Consider the following 18,089-nt stretch of genomic DNA (forward strand, 5'->3'; position numbering starts at 1 on the left):
ACATCCTTGTCCATTCGAAAAACGGCGCGCGTCCTGCGCGCCGCCCTTCGGGTCTACGGCTGCTCGCACGGGTGCGGTGCTATGGATTTCAATGCAACGGCAACGGCAACGGCAACGGCAACGGCAACGGCAACCGCAACCGCAACCGCCTTAGACGGCGTCGCGTTCTTGGTTGCCGTCGCCAGCTCTCAGTCCCGTAACTCCGCCACCTGGCAGGGCAACTCCAGCTGCGCCAGCACCGCGGCGGTCACCTCGGCGGTGCTGGCGCCGCGGCCGCCGGGGGCCAGGTCGGCGCTGAGTACGCCGCGTTCCAGTACCGCCGCCACCGACTGCTCGACGCAGTCGGCTTCGTCGCTCAGGCCCAGCGAGTGGCGCAGCAGCATGGCCGCGCTGAGGATGGTGCCGCAGGGGTTGGCGATGCCGCGGCCGGCGATGTCGGGGGCGGAGCCGTGGATGGGTTCGTACAGGCCGACCTTGCCTTCGCCCAGCGATGCCGAGGGCAGCAGGCCCAGCGAGCCGGCCAGCATCGAGGCTTCGTCGGTGAGGATGTCGCCGAACATGTTCTCGGTCACGATCACGTCGAAGGCGCGCGGCTTGGCGATCAGGTGCATCGCCATCGAATCCACCAGCTGATGCTCCAGGGTCACATCGGGGAATTCGTCGCGGGCGATGCGGGTCGCGACTTCGCGCCACAGCCGAGAGGTCTCCAGCACATTGGCCTTGTCCACCGAGACCACATGCCCGCGGCGGCCACGCGCCAGCGCGCAGGCGCGGCGCACCACGCGCTCGATCTCGGCCACGCTGTACTCGCACAGGTCGCTGGCGCTGTCGGCGTTGCGTTGCTTCTGGCCGAAGTAGATGCCGCCGGTGAGCTCGCGCACCACCAGCAGGTCGACGCCGGCGAGCAGGTGCGGCTTGATCGGCGAGGCGCCCAGGGTCGCCGCATGCGGCTTGACCGGGCGCAGGTTGGCGTACAGGCCCAGGCCCTTGCGCAGCGCCAGCAGGCCCTGCTCGGGACGTACCGTGGCCTTCGGGTCCGACCACTTCGGCCCGCCGACCGCGCCCAGCAGCACCGCATCGGCGTTGCGGCAGGCGGTCAGGGTGGCCTCGGGCAGGGGTTCGCCGGTGGCGTCGATCGCGGCGCCGCCGATCAGGTGCTCGCGCAGGACGAAGCTGTGGCCGTAGCGGCGCCCGACCGTGCGCAGCACTTCGACCGCGGCGGCGGTCACTTCCGGGCCGATGCCGTCGCCCGGCAATACGACGATCTCAGCGTGCATGACGCAGTTCCTCATAACGTTGGATGGCAGGTTGTTGTTTGAGCAGGTAGCCCAACTGGTCCACGCCCTCGAGCAGGCAGGTCTGGGCGAAGGCGTCCAGCGGGAACTGCACGCGGGTGCCGCCGGGCAGGATCACGCTGCGGCTGGCCACGTCGACGCTCAGCTCGATGCCGGGACGTTCCAGCAGTTCGTCGACCACCTCGGTGTCGAGCACGATCGGCAGCAGGCCGTTCTTCAGCGCGTTGCTGCGGAAGATGTCGGCGATCTCGGTGCTGATGACCGCGCGCAGGCCGAGGTCGGTCAGCGCCCACGGCGCATGCTCGCGCGAGGAGCCGCAGCCGAAGTTGCGCCCCGCGACCAGGATCTGCGCGCCGGCGTTCTCGGGGCGGTTGAACGCGAACTCGGGATTGGGCGAGCCGTCGGCGAGGTAGCGCCAGTCGTTGAACGCGTAACGGCCCAGTCCCTGGCGCTCGGTGGTGGTCAGGAAGCGCGCCGGAATGATCTGGTCGGTGTCGATATTGCGTTCGCGCAGGACGACGGTGCGCGAGGTCAGGGTGGTGAAAGCGCTCATCAGGCGGCCTCCGTCGCTACGGTTTGCAGGTAAGCGCGCGGGTCGGTGACCTCGCCCGCGATCGCGCAGGCGGCCGCGGTCAGCGGCGAGGCCAGCAGCGTGCGCGCCCCTTTGCCCTGGCGGCCTTCGAAGTTGCGGTTGCTGGTGGAGACCGCGAGCTGGCCCGGGCCGACCAGGTCGCCGTTCATGGCGATGCACATCGAGCAGCCCGGCTCGCGCCATTCGGCGCCGGCCGCGCGCACGATGCGGTCGATGCCCTCGGCCTCGGCCTCGCGCTTGACCTGCTCGGAGCCGGGTACCACCAGCATGCGCACGCGCGGATGCACGCGCCGGCCCTGCAGCACCTGCGCGGCCTGGCGCAGATCGCTGAGGCGGGAGTTGGTGCAGCTGCCGACGAAGACCACGTCCACCGGCGCGCCGGCCAGGGCCGCGCCGCCGCTCAGGCCCATGTAGGCCAGGGCCTTGGCGGCGTCGGCGTCCTGCGCGACCGGCAGCGACGCATCGACCGCGGCGACCTGGCCCGGGTGCGTGCCCCAGGTCAGGGTCGGCTTGATCCGGCTGGCGTCGATATGCACTTCGCGATCGAAGCGCGCGCCTTCGTCGCCGACGAACCCGCTCCAATGCGCGACCGCGCGCTCGAAGTCCGCGCCCTTGGGCGCGCGCGGCGTCGCGGCCAGGTAGGCGTAGGTGACCTGGTCGGGCGCGATCAGGCCGGCGCGCGCGCCGGCCTCGATCGACATGTTGCAGACCGTCATGCGCTCGTCCATCGACAGTGCGCGCACGGTCGAGCCGCGGTATTCGATGACCTGGCCGGTGCCGCCGTTGACGCCGATCTCGCCGATCACGTGCAGGATCAGGTCCTTGGCGCCGACGCCGGGCGCCAACTCGCCCTCGATGTTGATCGCCAGCGTGCGCGGCTTGCGCTGCAGCAGGCATTGGGTCGCCAGCACGTGCCCGACCTCGCTGGTGCCGATGCCGAAGGCCAGCGCGCCGAACGCACCGTGGGTGGCGGTGTGGCTGTCGCCGCAGACGATGGTCATGCCGGGCTGGGTCAGGCCCAGCTCCGGGCCGATCACATGGACGATGCCGCGGTGCGGGCTGTCGTAGTCGAACAGCTCGATGCCGTGGCGCGCGCAGTTGCGGCGCAGGGTGTCGACCTGACGTTCGGCCTCGTCGGTGTAGTAGGGCAGGCGGCCGTCGGCGCCGCGCGGCAGGGTCGGGGTGGAATGATCGAGCGTGCCCTTGGTCAGATCGGGCCGGCGCGGCGAGAGCCCGCGGGCGTCGAGTTCGGCGAAGGCCTGCGGGGTGGTGACTTCGTGGATCAGGTGCAGGTCGACGTAGAGCACCGCCGGTACGGCCTCGGTCTCGGGCGTGACCAGATGGGCGTCCCACAGTTTGTCGAACAGGGTTCTGGGCGTGGTCATGGGTCTGCTTTGGCGTTATGGCTGTGGCGTGATGTATTCGGGATGGTTCAGGCGGTCGCGGCCAGGCGCTGCGGCGCCTGCTGGCGCGTACGCAGCACGCGATTGGCGATGTCCAGCCAGGCCAGCGCGCTGGCCTCGAGGATGTCGGTGCTGGTGCCCGAGCCGGTCAGTTCGATCCCGTCCACGCGCGTGGTCACGCTGGCCTGGCCCTGGGCGTCGTCGCCGGTGGTCACGCTGGAGACGTGGTAGCTGTCGATCTGCAACTGCACACCGGTCGCGCGCGCCAACGCGGCGAACAGCGCGTGCACCGGGCCGTCGCCGACCGCGGCTTCGCTGATCGCGGCGCCGTCGGGGTCGACCAGCTGCACGCTCGCGGTCGGCAGGCTGTCGCTGGCGATGCCGGTGCTGACATGGGCGCGGACCAGGCGATGGCCGCGCGCGGCGCGCGCATCGGCGCCCAGCACCAGCGCTTCCAGGTCGGCGTCGAAGACTTCGCGCTTCTTCTCGGCCAGGGCCTTGAAGCTGGCGAACACGGCGTTCAGTCGCGCCTCGTCGACCACGAAGCCCAGGGTCTGCAGGCGGTCGCTGAGCGCGGCGCGGCCGCTGTGGCGGCCCAGCACCATCTGCGACTGGGCCCAGCCCACGTCCTCGGGATTCATGATCTCGTAGGTGCCGCGGTGCTTGAGCATGCCGTGCTGGTGGATGCCGGACTCGTGCGCGAACGCGTTCTGGCCGACGATGGCCTTGTTGCGCTGCACCGCCATGCCGGTGATGCGCGACAGCAGGCGCGAGGTCGGCACCAGCCGGCGCGTGTCGATGCGGGTCTGGGCGTTGTAGTAGCCGCCGCGTACGCGCAGCGCCATCACCAGCTCTTCCATCGCGCAATTGCCGGCGCGCTCGCCGATGCCGTTGATGGTGCATTCGACCTGGCGCGCGCCGCCCTCGATCGCGGCCAGGCTGTTGGCCACCGCCAGGCCCAGGTCGTTGTGGCAGTGGGCGCTGAAGACCGCGCGTTCGGCGTCGCGCACGTTCGCGCGCAGGTATTCGAACAGGGCGCGGATCTCGCTGGGCGTGGTGTAGCCGACCGTGTCGGGGATGTTCAGGGTGCGCGCGCCGGCGGCCAGCGCGGCGCTGCAGACCTCGGCCAGGAATTCCGGCTCGGTGCGCAATGCGTCTTCGGCCGAGAACTCGACGTCGTCGACGTAGCGGCGCGCCAGCTCGACGCCCATCACCGCGCGTTCCAGCACCTGCTCGCGGCTCAGGCCCAGCTTGTGCTCGCGGTGCAGCGGGCTGGTGGAGATGAAAACATGGATACGCGGGTTGCCGGCGCCGTCCAGGGCCTGCGCGCAGGCCTCGATGTCGCCGACGTGGCAGCGCGCCAGGGTGGCCAGGGTCGAGCCGCGCACTTCGCGCGCGATCGCGCGCACCGCTTCGATCTCGGCGCCGGAGCTGGCGGGGAAACCGGCTTCGATCACGTCCACGCCCAGTTCGGCCAGGGCGTGGGCGAAGCGCAGCTTCTGGCTGGAGGTCATGCTGCAGCCGGGCGACTGCTCGCCGTCGCGCAGGCTGGTGTCGAAAATGGCGACGTGCTGGGGGGCGTGGTCTATGGGTACTACCGGTCCGGGCGACTCGTTCATGCGGGGACGTCCTCGATCAAAGGGGAATGCGGAGCAAGGGAGGGCGTGTGGGCCGTGCGCGCTTGTGGCGACGGCCCGGGTCTAAGTCGTGCCAGCCGATAGACGTCGTGGTTGGCGGCCGCGCTCTCGCCGGCGGCGGCCTCGCGCGGCGGCGCCTCGCGGCTGCGCCGGCGCGGACGCCGCGGTGCGCGCGGGCGCACCTCCGACAGCAGCTGCGCGAGCACGCCGGCATCGAGGTTGCCGCCGGAGACCACCGCGCATTTGCGCTTGCCGGCGATGCGGCGGCCGGCCGCGAGCGCGAGCGCGCCCGCGCCTTCGGCGATGATGTGTTCCTCCAGCGCCAGCCGGACCAGGGTCTCGCGCAGTTCCGCCTCGCGCACGATCACCACGTCGTCCAGCAATGCGCTGAGCACGCGCTCGGTCAGGCGGCCCGGGTCCTTGACCCGCACGCCGTCGGCCAGGGTCGCGGCCGGTTCGATCAGGCGGCGGTCGCCGCGCAGCGCGCGCGCCATCGAGTCCACGCCTTCGACCTGGGCGCCGATCACGCGCACCCGGCGCGCGGCCGCACTGCCGCTCAGCAGCTCGGACTTCAGCGCCAGGGCCACGCCGGCGGCCAAACCGCCGCCGCCGATCGGCACCAGCAGCACGTCGGGCGCGAACGCGGCCAGTTCCAATGCGACCGTGCCTTGGCCGGCGATCACGTCGGGGTCGTCGAAGGCCGACAGCAGGCGGTAGTCGTGCTGCTCGGCCAGCTCGATCGCGAAGGCCTTGGCCTCGTCGTAGCTGTCGCCGTGCAGGCGCACGGTGGCGCCCCAATGCGCGACCCCGGCGATCTTGGTCTGCGGCGCGCAGCGCGGCATCACCGTGATCGCGTTGACGCCCAGGCGATAGGCGGCCCAGGCCAGGCCCTGGGCATGGTTGCCGGCCGAGGCGGCGATCACGGTGCGGTGATCGCCGCGTTCGCGCGCGGCCAGCAGCGCGTTGAGCGCGCCGCGCACTTTGTACGAGCCGGTGCGCTGCAGGTTCTCCAGCTTCAGCCAGCAACCGAAACGCTCGGCATGGTGCAGCGGCGTGGGGTCCAGGTACCGCCGCAGCCGCGCCTGCGCCGCCAACAGGTCGGCGGCGCTCACGGATACCGCGCTGGCTACGTCGCCGTCCATGCGCTCAGACCGGCGTCAGCCACGCGCGGTAGCGCGGGTCTTCGCCGCGCACCACGCGCGAATACTGCGCCGACAGCTCGCGGGTGACCGGGTTGTCGCCGAACTCGCGGCGGTCCAGCACCGCGATCGGCGTGGCTTCGGCGGCGGTGCCGCAGACGAAGACCTCGTCGGCGTCCAGCAGTTCGTGCAGGGTCACTTCGCGCGACTGCGCACCGGACAGGGCGATCATGGTGTCGCGGGTGATGCCCGGCAGCGCGTCGCGGTGCTCGACCGAGGTGATCGCGCCGTTCTTGACCATGAACACATTGGCGCCGGTGCACTCGACCACGTAACCCTTGTCGTCGGTGAACAGCGCCTCGTCGAAACCGCGCTGCTTGGCTTCGCGCTTGGCCAGGATCGAATTGACGTAGGCGCCGCTGAGCTTCAGCGCCGGCAGCGAGGTCGCCGGGTTGCGCTTCCACGGCGACACCGTCAGGCGCGTGCGCGCCCCGCCCAGGTGCACGACCTTGGCCATGGTCGCGATCATCAGGTGCTGGCTCAACGGATCCACGTCCAGGCCGATCGTGCCGGTGCCCATCCAGGTCAGCGGGCGGATGTAGGCGTCGCGGTGGCCGTTGGCGCGCAACGTCTGCACGGTCGCGGCGCTGGCGCGCTCGACGTCGAAATCGATGCCGAACAGTTCGGCGCCCTTGCGCATGCGCTCCATGTGTTCGGGCAGACGGAACACCGCCGCGCCGCCGTCGGCGGTGGCGTAGCTGCGGATGCCCTCGAACACCGCGGTGCCGTAATGCATGGCATGGGTGGTCAGCGGCGCTTCCGGCGCGTCGGCGGCGACGAACTCGCCGTCGAACCAGATCAGCGGTTGGTTCGTGGGCTGCGGCACGCTGCTGCGTGCCGGCGCATAACTGCGCTCGCGTGTCGCGTAGGCCGCGTGTTGGGCTTCGGCTGCGGAGGGCGCGGCCAGGGTTTCGACGTTCAACTGCATGGGGACACCTCGACGGCAAGACAGTCGTAGAGCTTGGCGAGCTGGCTCTGCAGGGCGGTATCGGCACGTTCGCCTTCCACCGTCATGCGCAGATGCCAGCGATCGCCGTCGGGTTGCGCTTCGCCGTCCACGGACAGAGGACGGAAACCGCGCCGTTCGGCGGCACCCAATACGCGAGCCAGCGCGCCCTCGGCCTGGCGCAGGGTCAGTTCAAGCTGGTATCGCATGGGCATCCTCCTTGTCGGTGGCGGGGGTGGGAGCGGCGGCCTCCGCGATCGCGTCGGCCTCGGGGTCCAGCATTTCGGCGTTGCTGCGGTTGGGCGGCACCAGCGGCCAGACATTGGCTTCCTGGTCGATCGCCACGTGCAGCAGCGCCGGGCCTTCGCAGGCCAGCATCGCGGCCAGGGCGTCCTCGACCGCGTCGGCGCGCTCGACGTGGAACGCGGCCACGCCGAACGCAGCGGCGATCGCGCAGAAGTCCGGGTTGTCGGACAGGTCGATCTCGGAATAGCGGCGCTCGAAGAACAGCTCCTGCCACTGCCGCACCATGCCCAGGGCCTGGTTGTCGAGCAGCACGATCTTCACCGGCAGGCGATAGCGCGCGACGGTGGCCAGCTCCTGCACGTTCATCAGGAACGAGCCGTCGCCGCTGACGCAGATCACGCGCGCCGTCGGGTCCTGCATCTGCGCGCCGATCGCGGCCGGCAGGCCGAAACCCATCGCGCCCAGCGCGCCGCTGGTCAGGTGCTTGCGCGGATCGTCGAAGCGCCAATGCTGCGCCACCCACATCTGGTGCTGGCCGACGTCGCAGGTGACCACGGCCTCCGGCGCCAGATCCGACAGGCGCCGCAGCAGCGCCGGCGCATACACGGTCTCGCCGGGCGCGTCGTAGCGCGGCGCGCAATCGCGCTTGCGCTGCAGGCAGGTGTCGCGCCAGGCGCGGCGCGCACCGCCGTTGCGGCCTTGGGTCTGCGCGGTGCAGGCCGGGGTCAGCGCTTCCAGCGACCGGCGCAGGTCGCCGTTGACCGCGGCATCGGCGTGACGCAGCTTGCCGATCTCGGCCGCGTCCAGGTCCAGATGGACCACGCGCGCGTTCGGCGCGAACTCGGCCAGCTTGCCGGTGGCGCGGTCGTCGAAACGCGCGCCGACCACGATCAGCAGGTCGCATTCCTGCACCGACAGATTGGCGGCGCGGTTGCCGTGCATGCCCAGCATGCCCAGGTTCAGCAGGTGATCGGCCGGTAGCGCGCCCAGGCCCTTCAGCGTCAGCACGGCCGGGATCTGGCTGCCTTCGACGAAGTTGCGGAACGCGGCCACCGCATCGCCCAGGGCGATGCCGCCGCCGCCGTAGATCAGCGGCTTGCGCGCATGCGCGATCAGCGCCGCGGCCTCGTGGTAGGCCGCGTCCGGCGCCGCCGGCAGCGGATCGGTCGGCAGCGGCACGTGCGCGGCCAGGTGCGAGGCCTCGGCGTTCTGCACGTCCTTGGGCAGATCGATCAGGACCGGGCCGGGACGGCCGGAACGCGCCAGGCGGAAAGCCTCGCCGACCATGCGCGGCAGATCGTCGACGCTGCGCACCAGGAAGCTGTGCTTGACGATGGGCAGGGTCATGCCGAACACGTCCAGCTCCTGGAAGGCGTCGGTGCCCATCAGCGAGGTCGCGACCTGGCCGGTGATCGCGACCATGGGCACCGAATCCAGCATCGCGTCGGCGATGCCGGTGACCAGGTTGGATGCGCCGGGACCGGAAGTCGCCACGCATACGCCGACTCGCCCGCTGGCACGGGCATAGCCGTTGGCAGCGAAAGCGGCGCCCTGCTCGTGGCGGACCAGCACATGCTTGAGGTCCGATCCGTGCAAAGCGTCGTAGAAAGGCATGATGGTGCCGCCCGGATAACCGAACAGCGTGTCCACGCCTTCTGCGGCCAGCGCTTGCGCCAGCCAGCGGGCACCGTTCATCACGCAGCCTCTTCCTGTCGTTCGCCGCGCGTGGCGGCGGGGGCGGGAGCGGCCTGCTGCGCTTTCGGCGCGGTGTCCAGCCACTTCATGTTGGCGCGCAGCTTCTTGCCGACCGCCTCGATCGGGTGATCCAGGTCGGCCTGCTTGAGCGCCTTGTAGTGGGCGTTGCCCGAGGCGTACTCGGCGATCCACTGGCGCGCGAAGGTGCCGTCCTGGATTTCCTTGAGCACCCGGCGCATCTGCGCGCGGGTGTCCTCGTCGACCACATAGGGGCCGCGGGTCAGCGCGCCGTACTGCGCGGTCTCGCTGATGAACTCGTGCATGCGGGTCACGCCGCCTTCGTAGAACAGGTCGACGATCAGCTTCAGTTCGTGCAGGCACTCGTAGTAGGCGACTTCGGGCTGGTAACCGGCTTCCACCAGGGTTTCCCAGCCGGCCTGCACCAGCTTGGTCGCGCCGCCGCACAGCACGGCCTGTTCGCCGAACAGATCGGTTTCGGTCTCTTCCTTGAAGGTGGTCTTGATCGCGTTCTGGCGCGCGCCGCCGATACCGGCGCAGTAGGTCAGCGCGAACTCCTCGGCGCGGCCGCTGCTGTCCTGATGCACCGCGTAGACGCTGGGCACGCCGCGGCCGATCTCGTACTCGCGCCGCACCAGCGCGCCCGGGCCCTTGGGCGCGACGAGTACGACATCCAGATCCGCGCGCGGCGCGATCTGGGCGTAGTGGACGTTGAAGCCGTGCGCGAACAGCAGGCAGGCGCCCTGGGCGATGTTGGGTTCGATCACCTCGCGGTAGAGCTGGGCCTGGACCATGTCCGGGGTGAGCACGGCGACCAGCTCGGCACCGGCGACGGCTTCGGCGGGCGACTTCACGGTGAAGCCGTCGGCCTTGGCCTTGATCTCGGTCGGGCCGCCCGGGCGCAGACCGACGGTGACGTCGAAACCGGAGTCGCGCAGGTTCAGCGCGTGGGCGCGGCCCTGGCTGCCGTAGCCGACGATGGCGATCTTGGGGCGGAAGGTCGTAGCGGTCATGTCTGTGATCTCTGAGCGAGGAGTGAGCGGAGAGGAGTGAGGAGCGAGTGGGGTCAAGCGGTTTCGGTACTGGCGTGTTCGACTAGAGCGGCCGGAATCGTTCGCGGCGGCGGCGACTGCAACGGGCCGGGCGCGGTGACCGCGCCCTGCGAGGCCGAGCCGACCAGCAGCGCGTACTTGGCGAGCACGCCGGTGGTCACGCGCGGGGCGATGCGCGCCGGTTCGCGCGCGGCCAGATCGGCGGCGACGTTCAAGCGCCGCGTGCGCACGTCGATGCTCACGCGGTCGCCCTCGCGCAGGCGCGCGATCGGGCCGCCGTGCGCGGCTTCCGGCGAGATGTGGCCGACCATGAAGCCGTGGGTGGCGCCGCTGAAGCGGCCGTCGGTGATCAGGGCCACGTCGTTGCCCAGGCCCTGGCCGACCAGGGCCGCGGTCACCGCCAGCATTTCGCGCATGCCGGGGCCGCCGGCCGGGCCTTCGAAGCGGATCACCACCACGTCGCCGGCCTGGATGCGGCGCGACTGCACGGCGGCGAACGCGTCTTCCTCGGAGTCGAACACCCGCGCCGGGCCTTCGAAATGTTCGCGGCCGTGACCGGCCAGCTTGAGGATGCAGCCTTCCGGCGCGAGGTCGCCGTACAGCACCGAGTAGCCGCCGCGCGGCTTGATCGGGTCGGCGACCGGACGCACCACGTCCTGCTGGTCGGCCATGCAGGCATCGGCCAGCTCCTGGAAAAAGGAACGGCCGGTGACCGTCGGAATATCCTCGATCAAGCCGGCCGCCTTGAGTTCGCGCGCCACCAGTGCCGCTCCGCCGAATTGGTACATCTCCGCGGCGGTGTAGCGGCCGCCCGGTTTCAGGTCGGCGATCACCGGCGTGTGCGCGGCGGCTTCGAACTCTTCCAGATCGAAGGCGACGCCGGCTTCGTGCGCGATCGCCAGCAGGTGCAGGGCGGCGTTGGTGGAACCGGCGGTGGCCGAGACCGCGCGCGCGGCATTGCGCAGCGCGGCCGGGGAGAGGAGCGCGCGCGGCCTCGGTCCGCCCTTACGCAATTGCTGCATGACCAGCTCGCCGCAGCTGCGCGCGGCTTCGGGCTTGTCGGCGTGGATCGCGGGGATGTCGTTCAGGCCCAGCGGCGACAGGCCCAGGAAGGTCAGCACCATGGCCATGGTGTTGGCGGTGAACTGGCCGCCGCAGGCGCCGGCGCCGGGACAGGCGTGGGATTCGATGCGGTGCAGCTCGGCGTCGTCGATGCGCCCGGCCGAATGCGCGCCCACCGCCTCGAACACGTCCTGCACGGTCAGCGGCTTGTCGTCGGCCGCACCCTGCTTGGATGGGCAATGGCCCGGCATGATCGTGCCGCCGTAGAGGATCACGGTCGGGATATCCAGCCGCGCCGCCGCCATCGCCGCGGCCGGGATGGTCTTGTCGCAGCCGACCAGCAGCACCATCGCGTCCAGGCAATGCCCGGACACCGCCAGCTCGATCGAGTCGGCGATGGTTTCGCGCGAGGCCAGCGAGGCGCGCATGCCGTCGGTGCCCATGGCGATGCCGTCGGTGACGGCGATGGTGTTGAACTCGATCGGGGTGCCGCCGTTGTCGACCACGCCGCGGCGCACGTGCTGGGCCAGGTCGCGCAGGGTCATGTTGCACGGCGAGACGTCGGACCAGGTGTGGACCACGGCGACCAGCGGCCGGGCGATGGCCGCGTCGTCGAGACCGGTCGCGCGCAGCATCGCGCGTGCGGGGGCTCGGGCCGGGCCTTGCTTGATGGCGTTGCTTCTCACGAAAACGCGTTCCTGTGGTGGCTGATGCAGGAACCCCGTGCCGCAAAACGAAAAACCCCGCGCCTTTTGGGCGCGGGGTTCAGGTTCTTTCGACCTTAGGGGCTGTGTGTTTTTGCTACACGAACCCGATTCCCGCGCTGGTAAGCCCGGTAATAAGTACGAGGACGAGAATGGACGTGGCGATCGCCGGAGCGAGTCGGAGCGCAACGCGCGCGATGTCGTTCGAGGCCGTGGCGGCCTTGAGCGAAGTCGTCTGCGAGTGGTTGTTGCGCTGCGTCATGGTCCTGAGAAAAACATGCCGGCTCGCGGCTTGTCAACAGTTTCATGAAAAACTTTCATGACGAAACCGCATAAGCCGTGACGGCGGTCGCTTCCCGCGCCGGCGACGAAAGCGCGGCCGGTCCGGAGCTTGCGGTCCTCGCGCCGGGCCGGCGCCAAGCCGGCCCGGCGCGCCTGATTTCGGCGAGTGCGCGGCCGATGGAGGGGCCGCGCGTCGCCGCAGAACGATAGTGAAGCCGAGCAGCCGCCGTCGCGGCGCCGCTCAAGGCGCCTTGAAGCGGTAGACGTAGTAGGGAGGACGGCCGCGATCGGGCTGGCCGGTGAACGCGGACGTGAGGTGCAGCTGATTGGCCACCACATAGACCCAGCCGTCCGGACCCAGGCTGAGATTGTCCGGCCAGTTCAGATTCGCATCGCGCACCACGTCGCGCACTTGGCCATCGCTCGACAGGCGGCTGATCGCGTGGCGCTGCAGGTCGGTGTAGTAGTGATTGCCCTTGCGGTCGGTGGCCACGCCGTCGCTGATCGGTTTGGGGCCCGCGACTTCGATGGCCGCGGCGATCTCGGCATCGCTCTTGCCCTCGCGCAACAGGCGGGTGGGCAGGCGGTACCAGCGCGTGCCGTTCATCGCGCCGAAGTACAGCGTTTCGCGGTCGTCCGACAGGCTCAGCGGATTCACGCCCACTCGCGCGGGCTTGCCGGCGAAGTCGACGGTCTTGCCGTCGATGACCATGTCGATGTCCTCGCTCTGCAGCGAGGGATGGCCGCCGAAGCGGCGGGCCTGGCCGGTCTTGAGGTTCAGGGCAATCAGGCCGGGGTTGGCGATGTCGGCCAGGTAGATCCAACCGCGCCGCTCGTCCACGGCGAAGTCCTGCACGAAGCTGCCCTTGGGTGCGATCTCGGCCGACAGTTCGATGGTGGGCAGGGCGACGTTCTTGCGCAGATCGAACGACCATAGCCGGGTCTTGCCCAGATTCAGTCCCATGTCGATCACCCACAGCCGTTGCTGGCGGTCGACCTGCAGGCCCAGCGGGGTGTCGATGGTGGCGTCCGACGCCGCCGCGCCGTTCCTCTGCAGGCTCGAATCCGGATACGGCAGCGCGCGGCCGTTCTTGATTTCGGCCAGTTGCACCGGCGCATCGGAGAGCGCGTGATAGGTGATGAAGACGCGGCCGTCGGGCGCGACGGCCACGTTGCCCGGGCGCCGCGGCGAGGCCAGCACGACCTCCAACGGCGGACCGCTGCGGGCGAACGAATCGGCCGCGGTCGCGGCGTCGGACTGGGCGAGCGCGGCGCCGGGCAGCAGCAGCGCGGCGGCGAGAGAGATCGATGACAGAGGGTTCATGACGAGGCTCTTGGATGAGTGCGCGATCGGAGGCGCGGGTTGCGATGGGGTGTCGCGGCGTCGGGACGCAGCGGGCGGGCGTTTAGGACGGTGCCCAGATTCGGCTGTTGCTCTTGGGCGAAAAAGCGGCCATAAATGGTTTCAGTTTCAATAATGGTTTGAAAATGAAGGCGCTCGCCGACCTCCGCCTGTTCGTCCGCACCGCCGAGTTGGGCAGCCTGTCCGCCGCCGCTCGCCACCTGGACCTCAGCCCGGCCGTGGCCAGCGCCGCGCTCAAGCGCCTGGAGAACGAGTTGGACGCACAGTTGTTCGTGCGCTCCACCCGCAGCCTGCGTCTGACCGCCGAGGGCGAGCGCTTCCTGGCCCATGCGCGCGAGGCGCTGCGCAACCTGGACGAGGGCGCGCAGTCGCTGCGCGGCGACCGCGCCGAACTGCGCGGCGAATTGCGCATCTCCGCGCCGTCGGATCTGGGCCGGCATGCGCTGCTGCGCTGGCTGGACGCGTTTCAGCAGCTGCACCCGCGCCTGCAACTGCGGCTGCTGCTGTCGGACCGAGTGGCGGATATCTACCGCCAACCGGTGGATGTGGCGCTGCGCTACGGCGTGCCGCCGGATTCATCGCTGATCGCATTGCCGTTGTTGGCGGGCAATCGGCGGGTGCTGTGCGCCGCGCCGGCGTATCTGCAGCGTCACGGCGCGCCGCCGACGCCGCTGGAGTTGGGGGCGCACAACTGCCTGCGCTTCATGCTTTCGGACGAGCTGCATACGCATTGGCGCTTCACCGCGCCCGACGGCAAGCCCTGCGTGGTGGACGTGCGCGGCGACCGCATCAGCGACGACAGTGAGGCCGTGCGCCGCTGGGCGGTGGCCGGCCTGGGCATCGCCTACAAGTCGTGGCTGGACGTCGCCGACGACCTGCAGGCCGGGCGGTTGCTGGCGCTGTGCGGCGACTGGCGCGGCGAAGCCTCGCCCCTGCACCTGATCAGCCCGGACCGGCGCCTGCTCAGCCCGGCGGTGCAGCGGCTGCGCGAGTTCCTGAGCGCGCGCTGCGAGCAGGCCGTCGCGGCCGCGGGACGCTTCGCCCCCTGACCGCTGCCTCGCGTACCGGCCATGGCCGTGCGCGGCTTCGTTTCGCCGTCTCGCCGCGCCGCGAATCCTGAGGTTTCGTATCGCTGCGCCTGGGCATCGGACCAGGCGCAGCGGCACGACTTTCCGCCGACGTCCGCGGCGGGCACGCCCACTGCGATCCTGGCCTGCGCTCGCTGGGCCGTTGTCGCAGCGATGCGCGGCCATCGGCAGCCGGGTGTACGGCTGCGCCGAATCGGCGACAAGACGTCGCAAACCCGCGCATGGGCATTGACCTGCGCATCCCGGACCGGCAACGGTGCGGTTTGCCCGTTATGTTGCTTCTCAACTGTTTAATGAAAAGCCATCGTCAATTGCGACGGCCTTCGCAGTGCGCGGGGACATGAGCTACATGCGGCGTCAGGGCCCGCTTGGCGCCGGGCTAGACCGGTAGCGCGTAACTCTGCTTCACGATCTGGCTGGGCAGATCGGTCTTCACGTTCTGGATGCCGTTGGCGCGGGTCAGGTGCTGGGTCTGGAAGCGCCGGTAGTCGTCCAGGTCGGCCACCACCACGCGCAGCAGCGCGTCGCTCTCGCCGAGCATGATGTAGCACTCCACGATCTGCGGCAGCCGCCGCATCGCCTCGATGAAGTGATCGATCGTGTCCGCGTCCTGGGCGGTCAGCCAGACCCGGGTGAACAGGGTCATGCCGATGCCGACCTGGGCCGCGTCGAGCACGGCCACATAGCGATCGATCACGCCGGCTTCCTCCAGCAGGCGCACTCGCCGCAGACAGGGCGAAGGCGACAGCCCGACTTCCTGGGCCAGCTCGGTGTTCTGCAGCCGGCCGTCGCGTTGCAGGGCACGCAGGATACGGCGGTCGATCTCATCGAGCTTGATTGGCATGGAAGTATCTCAGGTTGGCGTGGATTGGTGCTTTATGCCAATTTATCAGGATGAAGCGCAATCATCGCAACCCGATTGCGGCCCGGACGGCATACGCTGTCCGCCATGGAATCGACCACCCTGCTGCTGTTCGCCGCCACCGTGCTGCCGCTGATCTGCACCCCGGGGCCGGACATGCTGTTCATCGCCTCCCAGTCCATCGGGGCCGGCGCGCCGGCCGGCCTGCGCGCCACCGCCGGGGTCTGCGCCGGCTACGTCGTGCATTCGGCGCTGGTGGCGCTGGGCCTGGCTGCGATCATCGCCGCCTCGCCGCCGCTGTTCGAAGCGCTGCGCTGGATCGGCGTCGGCTACCTCGTCTACCTGGCGCTGCGGTTGCTGCGTTCGGCGATGAAGGCCGGTTCGGCCGATCGCACCGACGGTGCGCGCGGCGCACCGTTCTGGCGCGGTTTCCTGACCGCCGTGCTCAACCCCAAGGGCATGCTGATCTATTTCGCGATCCTGCCGCAGTTCATGCATGCGCAGGCGTCCGCGGCGGCGCAGGCGATCGTGCTGTCCGCGCTGTTCATCGCGCTGTGCGCCCTGGTCTACGCCGGCTTGAGCCTGGTGTTGGGTTCCAGTGCGGGCAGGCGCCGCTCCTATAGCGATCGTCGACGCCGTTGGGTGGAAGGCGCCTGCGGCGGACTGATCGGCGTGGCCGCCGGCGCCTTGGCATCGGGCTAGGCGAAGCGGCTGACATCTTGGCCAATGCCACCGGCGTGCGCGAGGTACTCGCGATCCGAGTCCGCGTTCATCACGGCGCGATCGGCGATCGCCGTGCGTTGCCGCAACGATGCGCCTGCCTCGTCGGTCGGATGTGCACTTACACCGAATCGGCGACAAGACCTCGCAAACCCGTCCATGGGCATTGACCCACGCATCCAGAACCGGCGACTGTGCGGTTTGCACTATGTGCTGCTTCGGTTGCGTCGCATCGAAGCGCGTGTGCGAGCGGACGATCCGCACTCGACGCGCCGTACAATGGCGGCCGATCACTCGTTCAAGCCCGCGTTGCCAGGCGACCGGGTTGGAACCCAACGACTACGCAAGATGCCGCTGCTCTCAGTCCCCACCGAATCGCAACTCCAGCAAGCCATCGCTCTCATCGCCCAGGAGGGCCTTGGCGATGACGATATCGAGCAAAGGATGACCGCCTTGGCGACGGAACCCATGCTGGCCCGACGTCTGATCGACTGGCTGCCGGAGGCGTTCGGCCTAGTGCTGGTTTCGCATATGGACGGCGTCGAGCTGCCGACCCGCTTCAGCGCCAGCGATCGCGATGGCCGCTGGCACGAGTTCGGGTTCGCCGCCGAGCCCATCTTCGCCCCGGCCATGAACCTGGCCATGCAGATGTACCACGCCGGTCCCCGCCAGAGTTTCGCCCGCATCGCGCAACGCAGCTCCATCGTGGACGCCGTCAGTCGCGCGTTGGAGCAGTGCGGCAGCCTGGAGGGCACCCGGCTTTCGGGGCCGGCCCTGGTCGGAATACCGGCGGAGATCTATGCGTCGGCGCGCGGGTCCTGATCGCGGGCGGGACGGCTCAGGGGCTTATCCGGCGCCGCGCGGAGCTGCCCCTCTCCCGCTCACGGGGCTCGGATCGAGCGGGATCGGATTGGAGGTGTTGTGCACGGACAGATGAGTGTTTCCTGGAGCCGATACTGCTTGGCCATCGGCGCCCTGAACTGTGTTCCCCTGTTGCTGGCGATAGCCAACGGCGGCTTGGACTCCAATCTCGCCATCGTGTGGCTGGTGCTGCTTTCGGTGTGCGCCTTCATGGGGTTCGGCTGGGCTCGCCTGCGGCGCGAGCACGCCATCAGGCCCTTGACGATCATGGATATGGGCCGCGCACGGCGCCTGCTCATCGGGCCGCTGATTCCCGCCGTCGTGTGGTTCGCGTTGACGATGGTCGCGGCCATCGCATTGGCGATCGCTACCGCCTAGTAGGACTTCCCGCGGACGGCGTCACGCGGCGACGGCGTGGCGGAAGACCCGAAGTCGCGTTGAACGACTGCGCTCGTGGACAGGTCGAATCGCTTGCACCCTGCCTGCGGCGCGAGCGCTCCCACGGGCTTGGCCTTGCGGATACGGTCCGTGCACGGCGTGCTCGCGGCAGCTGACTCCCGCCCGCGCATGGTTCACACTGGCCGCGACGGTGCGGCGCTGAGCCCCTGGTCTGATTGGCGGACGAATGGCCCCCGATTCCGATCCAAGGAGACCGATGTATGAAGGCTTCTGGTCCGGCGTTGGTGGGTCTGCTGTCGCTCGGCGCCTTGCATGCCGCCGCGGCGTTCGCGCCGCCCTCCCTGCTGGGGCAATGGCGTCCCCAGGACGCCAACAAGGGCGAACACATCGTGAGCTTCTCCGCCGATCTGATCACGGTAACGGAACGAGGCGTGGATCATGCCGTTCCCTATAGCGTGGTCTCCGCCGATCCCTTGATCTTGCGGATGACGCCGCGTGACGGCGGCCCATCCGAAGACCCGGCGTTCTCGCTGAAGGACGGCGTGCTGTGCCTGAAGAAAGAAGGGAAGCTGGTCGATTGCCTGGTGCGCAAATAGGCCGGCGCCGGGCGCAGGCTGGCGACAGCGCGAGCGAAAAACCTGCGGCGCGTGGACGGCGTGGATCGC

At 69.7% G+C, this 18,089-nt stretch carries 18 protein-coding genes and 1 pseudogene; 7 read left to right on the forward strand and 12 right to left on the reverse strand.

Annotated features, from left to right (window positions below; genetic code table 11):
• A pseudogene (locus V1318_RS19885) lies at positions 1-200 on the forward strand (hypothetical protein); the annotation flags it as partial.
• Here V1318_RS19885 and leuB read toward each other — a convergent pair.
• Genes leuB through V1318_RS19935 form a run of 10 tightly spaced genes read right to left on the reverse strand, consistent with a single transcriptional unit; the run spans position 189 to position 11,831 of the window.
• Positions 189-1,277, reverse strand: a complete 1,089-nt coding sequence (gene leuB / locus V1318_RS19890) for a 3-isopropylmalate dehydrogenase (RefSeq protein ID WP_332941505.1) — start codon at positions 1,275-1,277, stop codon at positions 189-191. The pseudogene V1318_RS19885 and the gene leuB overlap by 12 nt on opposite strands.
• Complete coding sequence (leuD, locus tag V1318_RS19895) at positions 1,267-1,848, reverse strand: 3-isopropylmalate dehydratase small subunit (RefSeq protein ID WP_332941506.1); 582 nt, start codon at positions 1,846-1,848, stop codon at positions 1,267-1,269. Before leuD ends, leuB begins: the two co-directional genes overlap by 11 nt.
• Positions 1,848-3,272, reverse strand: coding sequence for a 3-isopropylmalate dehydratase large subunit (leuC, locus tag V1318_RS19900; protein WP_332941507.1), 1,425 nt, complete (start codon positions 3,270-3,272; stop codon positions 1,848-1,850). The genes leuD and leuC overlap by 1 nt, the downstream gene beginning before the upstream one ends.
• A 47-nt stretch (positions 3,273-3,319) precedes the next feature.
• Positions 3,320-4,909, reverse strand: a complete 1,590-nt coding sequence (locus tag V1318_RS19905; protein ID WP_332941508.1) for a 2-isopropylmalate synthase — start codon at positions 4,907-4,909, stop codon at positions 3,320-3,322.
• A complete protein-coding gene (locus V1318_RS19910; RefSeq protein ID WP_332941509.1) occupies positions 4,906-6,069 on the reverse strand; it encodes a threonine dehydratase in 1,164 nt (387 codons plus the stop codon). The genes V1318_RS19905 and V1318_RS19910 overlap by 4 nt, the downstream gene beginning before the upstream one ends.
• A 4-nt stretch (positions 6,070-6,073) precedes the next feature.
• The gene (locus tag V1318_RS19915) at positions 6,074-7,054 is read right to left on the reverse strand and encodes an aminotransferase class IV (protein WP_332941510.1); all 981 of its coding nucleotides are present in this window, start codon (positions 7,052-7,054) and stop codon (positions 6,074-6,076) included.
• Positions 7,045-7,281 carry an ACT domain-containing protein gene (locus tag V1318_RS19920; RefSeq protein ID WP_332941511.1) on the reverse strand — a complete coding sequence of 79 codons (237 nt, stop codon included), beginning with the start codon at positions 7,279-7,281 and terminating at the stop codon, positions 7,045-7,047. Before V1318_RS19920 ends, V1318_RS19915 begins: the two co-directional genes overlap by 10 nt.
• A complete protein-coding gene (gene ilvG / locus V1318_RS19925; protein ID WP_332941512.1) occupies positions 7,265-9,013 on the reverse strand; it encodes an acetolactate synthase 2 catalytic subunit in 1,749 nt (582 codons plus the stop codon). Before ilvG ends, V1318_RS19920 begins: the two co-directional genes overlap by 17 nt.
• Entirely contained in the window at positions 9,013-10,044 is a 1,032-nt protein-coding gene (gene ilvC, locus V1318_RS19930; RefSeq protein WP_332941513.1) for a ketol-acid reductoisomerase, read from the reverse strand. Before ilvC ends, ilvG begins: the two co-directional genes overlap by 1 nt.
• Positions 10,045-10,097: 53 nt before the next feature.
• Complete coding sequence (locus tag V1318_RS19935; protein ID WP_332941514.1) at positions 10,098-11,831, reverse strand: dihydroxy-acid dehydratase; 1,734 nt, start codon at positions 11,829-11,831, stop codon at positions 10,098-10,100.
• Between the two features lie 170 nt (positions 11,832-12,001).
• Between V1318_RS19935 and V1318_RS19940 the strand changes: the two genes are divergently transcribed.
• On the forward strand, positions 12,002-12,172 hold the full coding sequence (locus tag V1318_RS19940; protein ID WP_332941515.1) for a hypothetical protein: 171 nt from the start codon (positions 12,002-12,004) through the stop codon (positions 12,170-12,172).
• Between the two features lie 200 nt (positions 12,173-12,372).
• On the opposite strand, the gene V1318_RS19945 is transcribed toward V1318_RS19940, so the two are convergent.
• A complete protein-coding gene (locus tag V1318_RS19945; protein ID WP_332941516.1) occupies positions 12,373-13,455 on the reverse strand; it encodes an L-dopachrome tautomerase-related protein in 1,083 nt (360 codons plus the stop codon).
• A 164-nt stretch (positions 13,456-13,619) separates the two neighbouring features.
• Here V1318_RS19945 and V1318_RS19950 point away from each other — a divergent pair, with 164 nt between their 5' ends.
• Entirely contained in the window at positions 13,620-14,543 is a 924-nt protein-coding gene (locus tag V1318_RS19950) for a LysR substrate-binding domain-containing protein (RefSeq protein ID WP_332941517.1), read from the forward strand.
• Positions 14,544-14,961: 418 nt separating this feature from the next.
• Here the strand turns inward: V1318_RS19950 and V1318_RS19955 are convergent, their stop codons facing one another.
• Positions 14,962-15,426 (reverse strand): Lrp/AsnC family transcriptional regulator, encoded by a 465-nt coding sequence (locus tag V1318_RS19955; RefSeq protein WP_332941518.1) that lies wholly within the window; start codon positions 15,424-15,426, stop codon positions 14,962-14,964.
• A 105-nt stretch (positions 15,427-15,531) separates the two neighbouring features.
• On the opposite strand from V1318_RS19955, the gene V1318_RS19960 reads away from it, so the two are divergent.
• From V1318_RS19960 to V1318_RS19975, 4 genes are all read left to right on the forward strand, one after another.
• Positions 15,532-16,146 carry a LysE family translocator gene (locus V1318_RS19960; RefSeq protein ID WP_332941519.1) on the forward strand — a complete coding sequence of 205 codons (615 nt, stop codon included), beginning with the start codon at positions 15,532-15,534 and terminating at the stop codon, positions 16,144-16,146.
• 177 nt (positions 16,147-16,323) lie between these two features.
• The gene (locus V1318_RS19965) at positions 16,324-16,986 is read left to right on the forward strand and encodes a hypothetical protein (RefSeq protein WP_332941520.1); all 663 of its coding nucleotides are present in this window, start codon (positions 16,324-16,326) and stop codon (positions 16,984-16,986) included.
• Positions 16,987-17,124: 138 nt separating this feature from the next.
• Positions 17,125-17,403 carry a hypothetical protein gene (locus tag V1318_RS19970; RefSeq protein WP_332941521.1) on the forward strand — a complete coding sequence of 93 codons (279 nt, stop codon included), beginning with the start codon at positions 17,125-17,127 and terminating at the stop codon, positions 17,401-17,403.
• A 281-nt stretch (positions 17,404-17,684) separates the two neighbouring features.
• Positions 17,685-18,020, forward strand: coding sequence for a hypothetical protein (locus V1318_RS19975; RefSeq protein ID WP_332941522.1), 336 nt, complete (start codon positions 17,685-17,687; stop codon positions 18,018-18,020).
• The last annotated feature ends 69 nt before the right edge of the window (positions 18,021-18,089 follow it).

The sequence above is a fragment of the Lysobacter sp. CCNWLW3 genome (assembly GCF_036697405.1).
Lineage (GTDB): Bacteria > Pseudomonadota > Gammaproteobacteria > Xanthomonadales > Xanthomonadaceae > Lysobacter.

Bases quoted from the DNA above. Each gene is read 5' to 3' on its own strand.
- V1318_RS19965 (WP_332941520.1), top strand. From the start codon at position 16,324: ATGGGCATTGACCCACGCATCCAGAACCGGCGACTGTGCGGTTTGCAC.
- V1318_RS19950 (WP_332941517.1), top strand. From the start codon at position 13,620: ATGAAGGCGCTCGCCGACCTCCGCCTGTTCGTCCGCACCGCCGAGTTG.
- V1318_RS19915 (WP_332941510.1), bottom strand. From the start codon at position 7,054: ATGCAGTTGAACGTCGAAACCCTGGCCGCGCCCTCCGCAGCCGAAGCC.
- ilvG (WP_332941512.1), bottom strand. From the start codon at position 9,013: ATGAACGGTGCCCGCTGGCTGGCGCAAGCGCTGGCCGCAGAAGGCGTG.
- V1318_RS19920 (WP_332941511.1), bottom strand. From the start codon at position 7,281: ATGCGATACCAGCTTGAACTGACCCTGCGCCAGGCCGAGGGCGCGCTG.
- V1318_RS19905 (WP_332941508.1), bottom strand. From the start codon at position 4,909: ATGAACGAGTCGCCCGGACCGGTAGTACCCATAGACCACGCCCCCCAG.
- leuC (WP_332941507.1), bottom strand. From the start codon at position 3,272: ATGACCACGCCCAGAACCCTGTTCGACAAACTGTGGGACGCCCATCTG.
- V1318_RS19945 (WP_332941516.1), bottom strand. From the start codon at position 13,455: ATGAACCCTCTGTCATCGATCTCTCTCGCCGCCGCGCTGCTGCTGCCC.
- V1318_RS19975 (WP_332941522.1), top strand. From the start codon at position 17,685: ATGAAGGCTTCTGGTCCGGCGTTGGTGGGTCTGCTGTCGCTCGGCGCC.
- leuD (WP_332941506.1), bottom strand. From the start codon at position 1,848: ATGAGCGCTTTCACCACCCTGACCTCGCGCACCGTCGTCCTGCGCGAA.
- leuB (WP_332941505.1), bottom strand. From the start codon at position 1,277: ATGCACGCTGAGATCGTCGTATTGCCGGGCGACGGCATCGGCCCGGAA.
- V1318_RS19940 (WP_332941515.1), top strand. From the start codon at position 12,002: ATGGACGTGGCGATCGCCGGAGCGAGTCGGAGCGCAACGCGCGCGATG.
- ilvC (WP_332941513.1), bottom strand. From the start codon at position 10,044: ATGACCGCTACGACCTTCCGCCCCAAGATCGCCATCGTCGGCTACGGC.
- V1318_RS19955 (WP_332941518.1), bottom strand. From the start codon at position 15,426: ATGCCAATCAAGCTCGATGAGATCGACCGCCGTATCCTGCGTGCCCTG.
- V1318_RS19960 (WP_332941519.1), top strand. From the start codon at position 15,532: ATGGAATCGACCACCCTGCTGCTGTTCGCCGCCACCGTGCTGCCGCTG.
- V1318_RS19910 (WP_332941509.1), bottom strand. From the start codon at position 6,069: ATGGACGGCGACGTAGCCAGCGCGGTATCCGTGAGCGCCGCCGACCTG.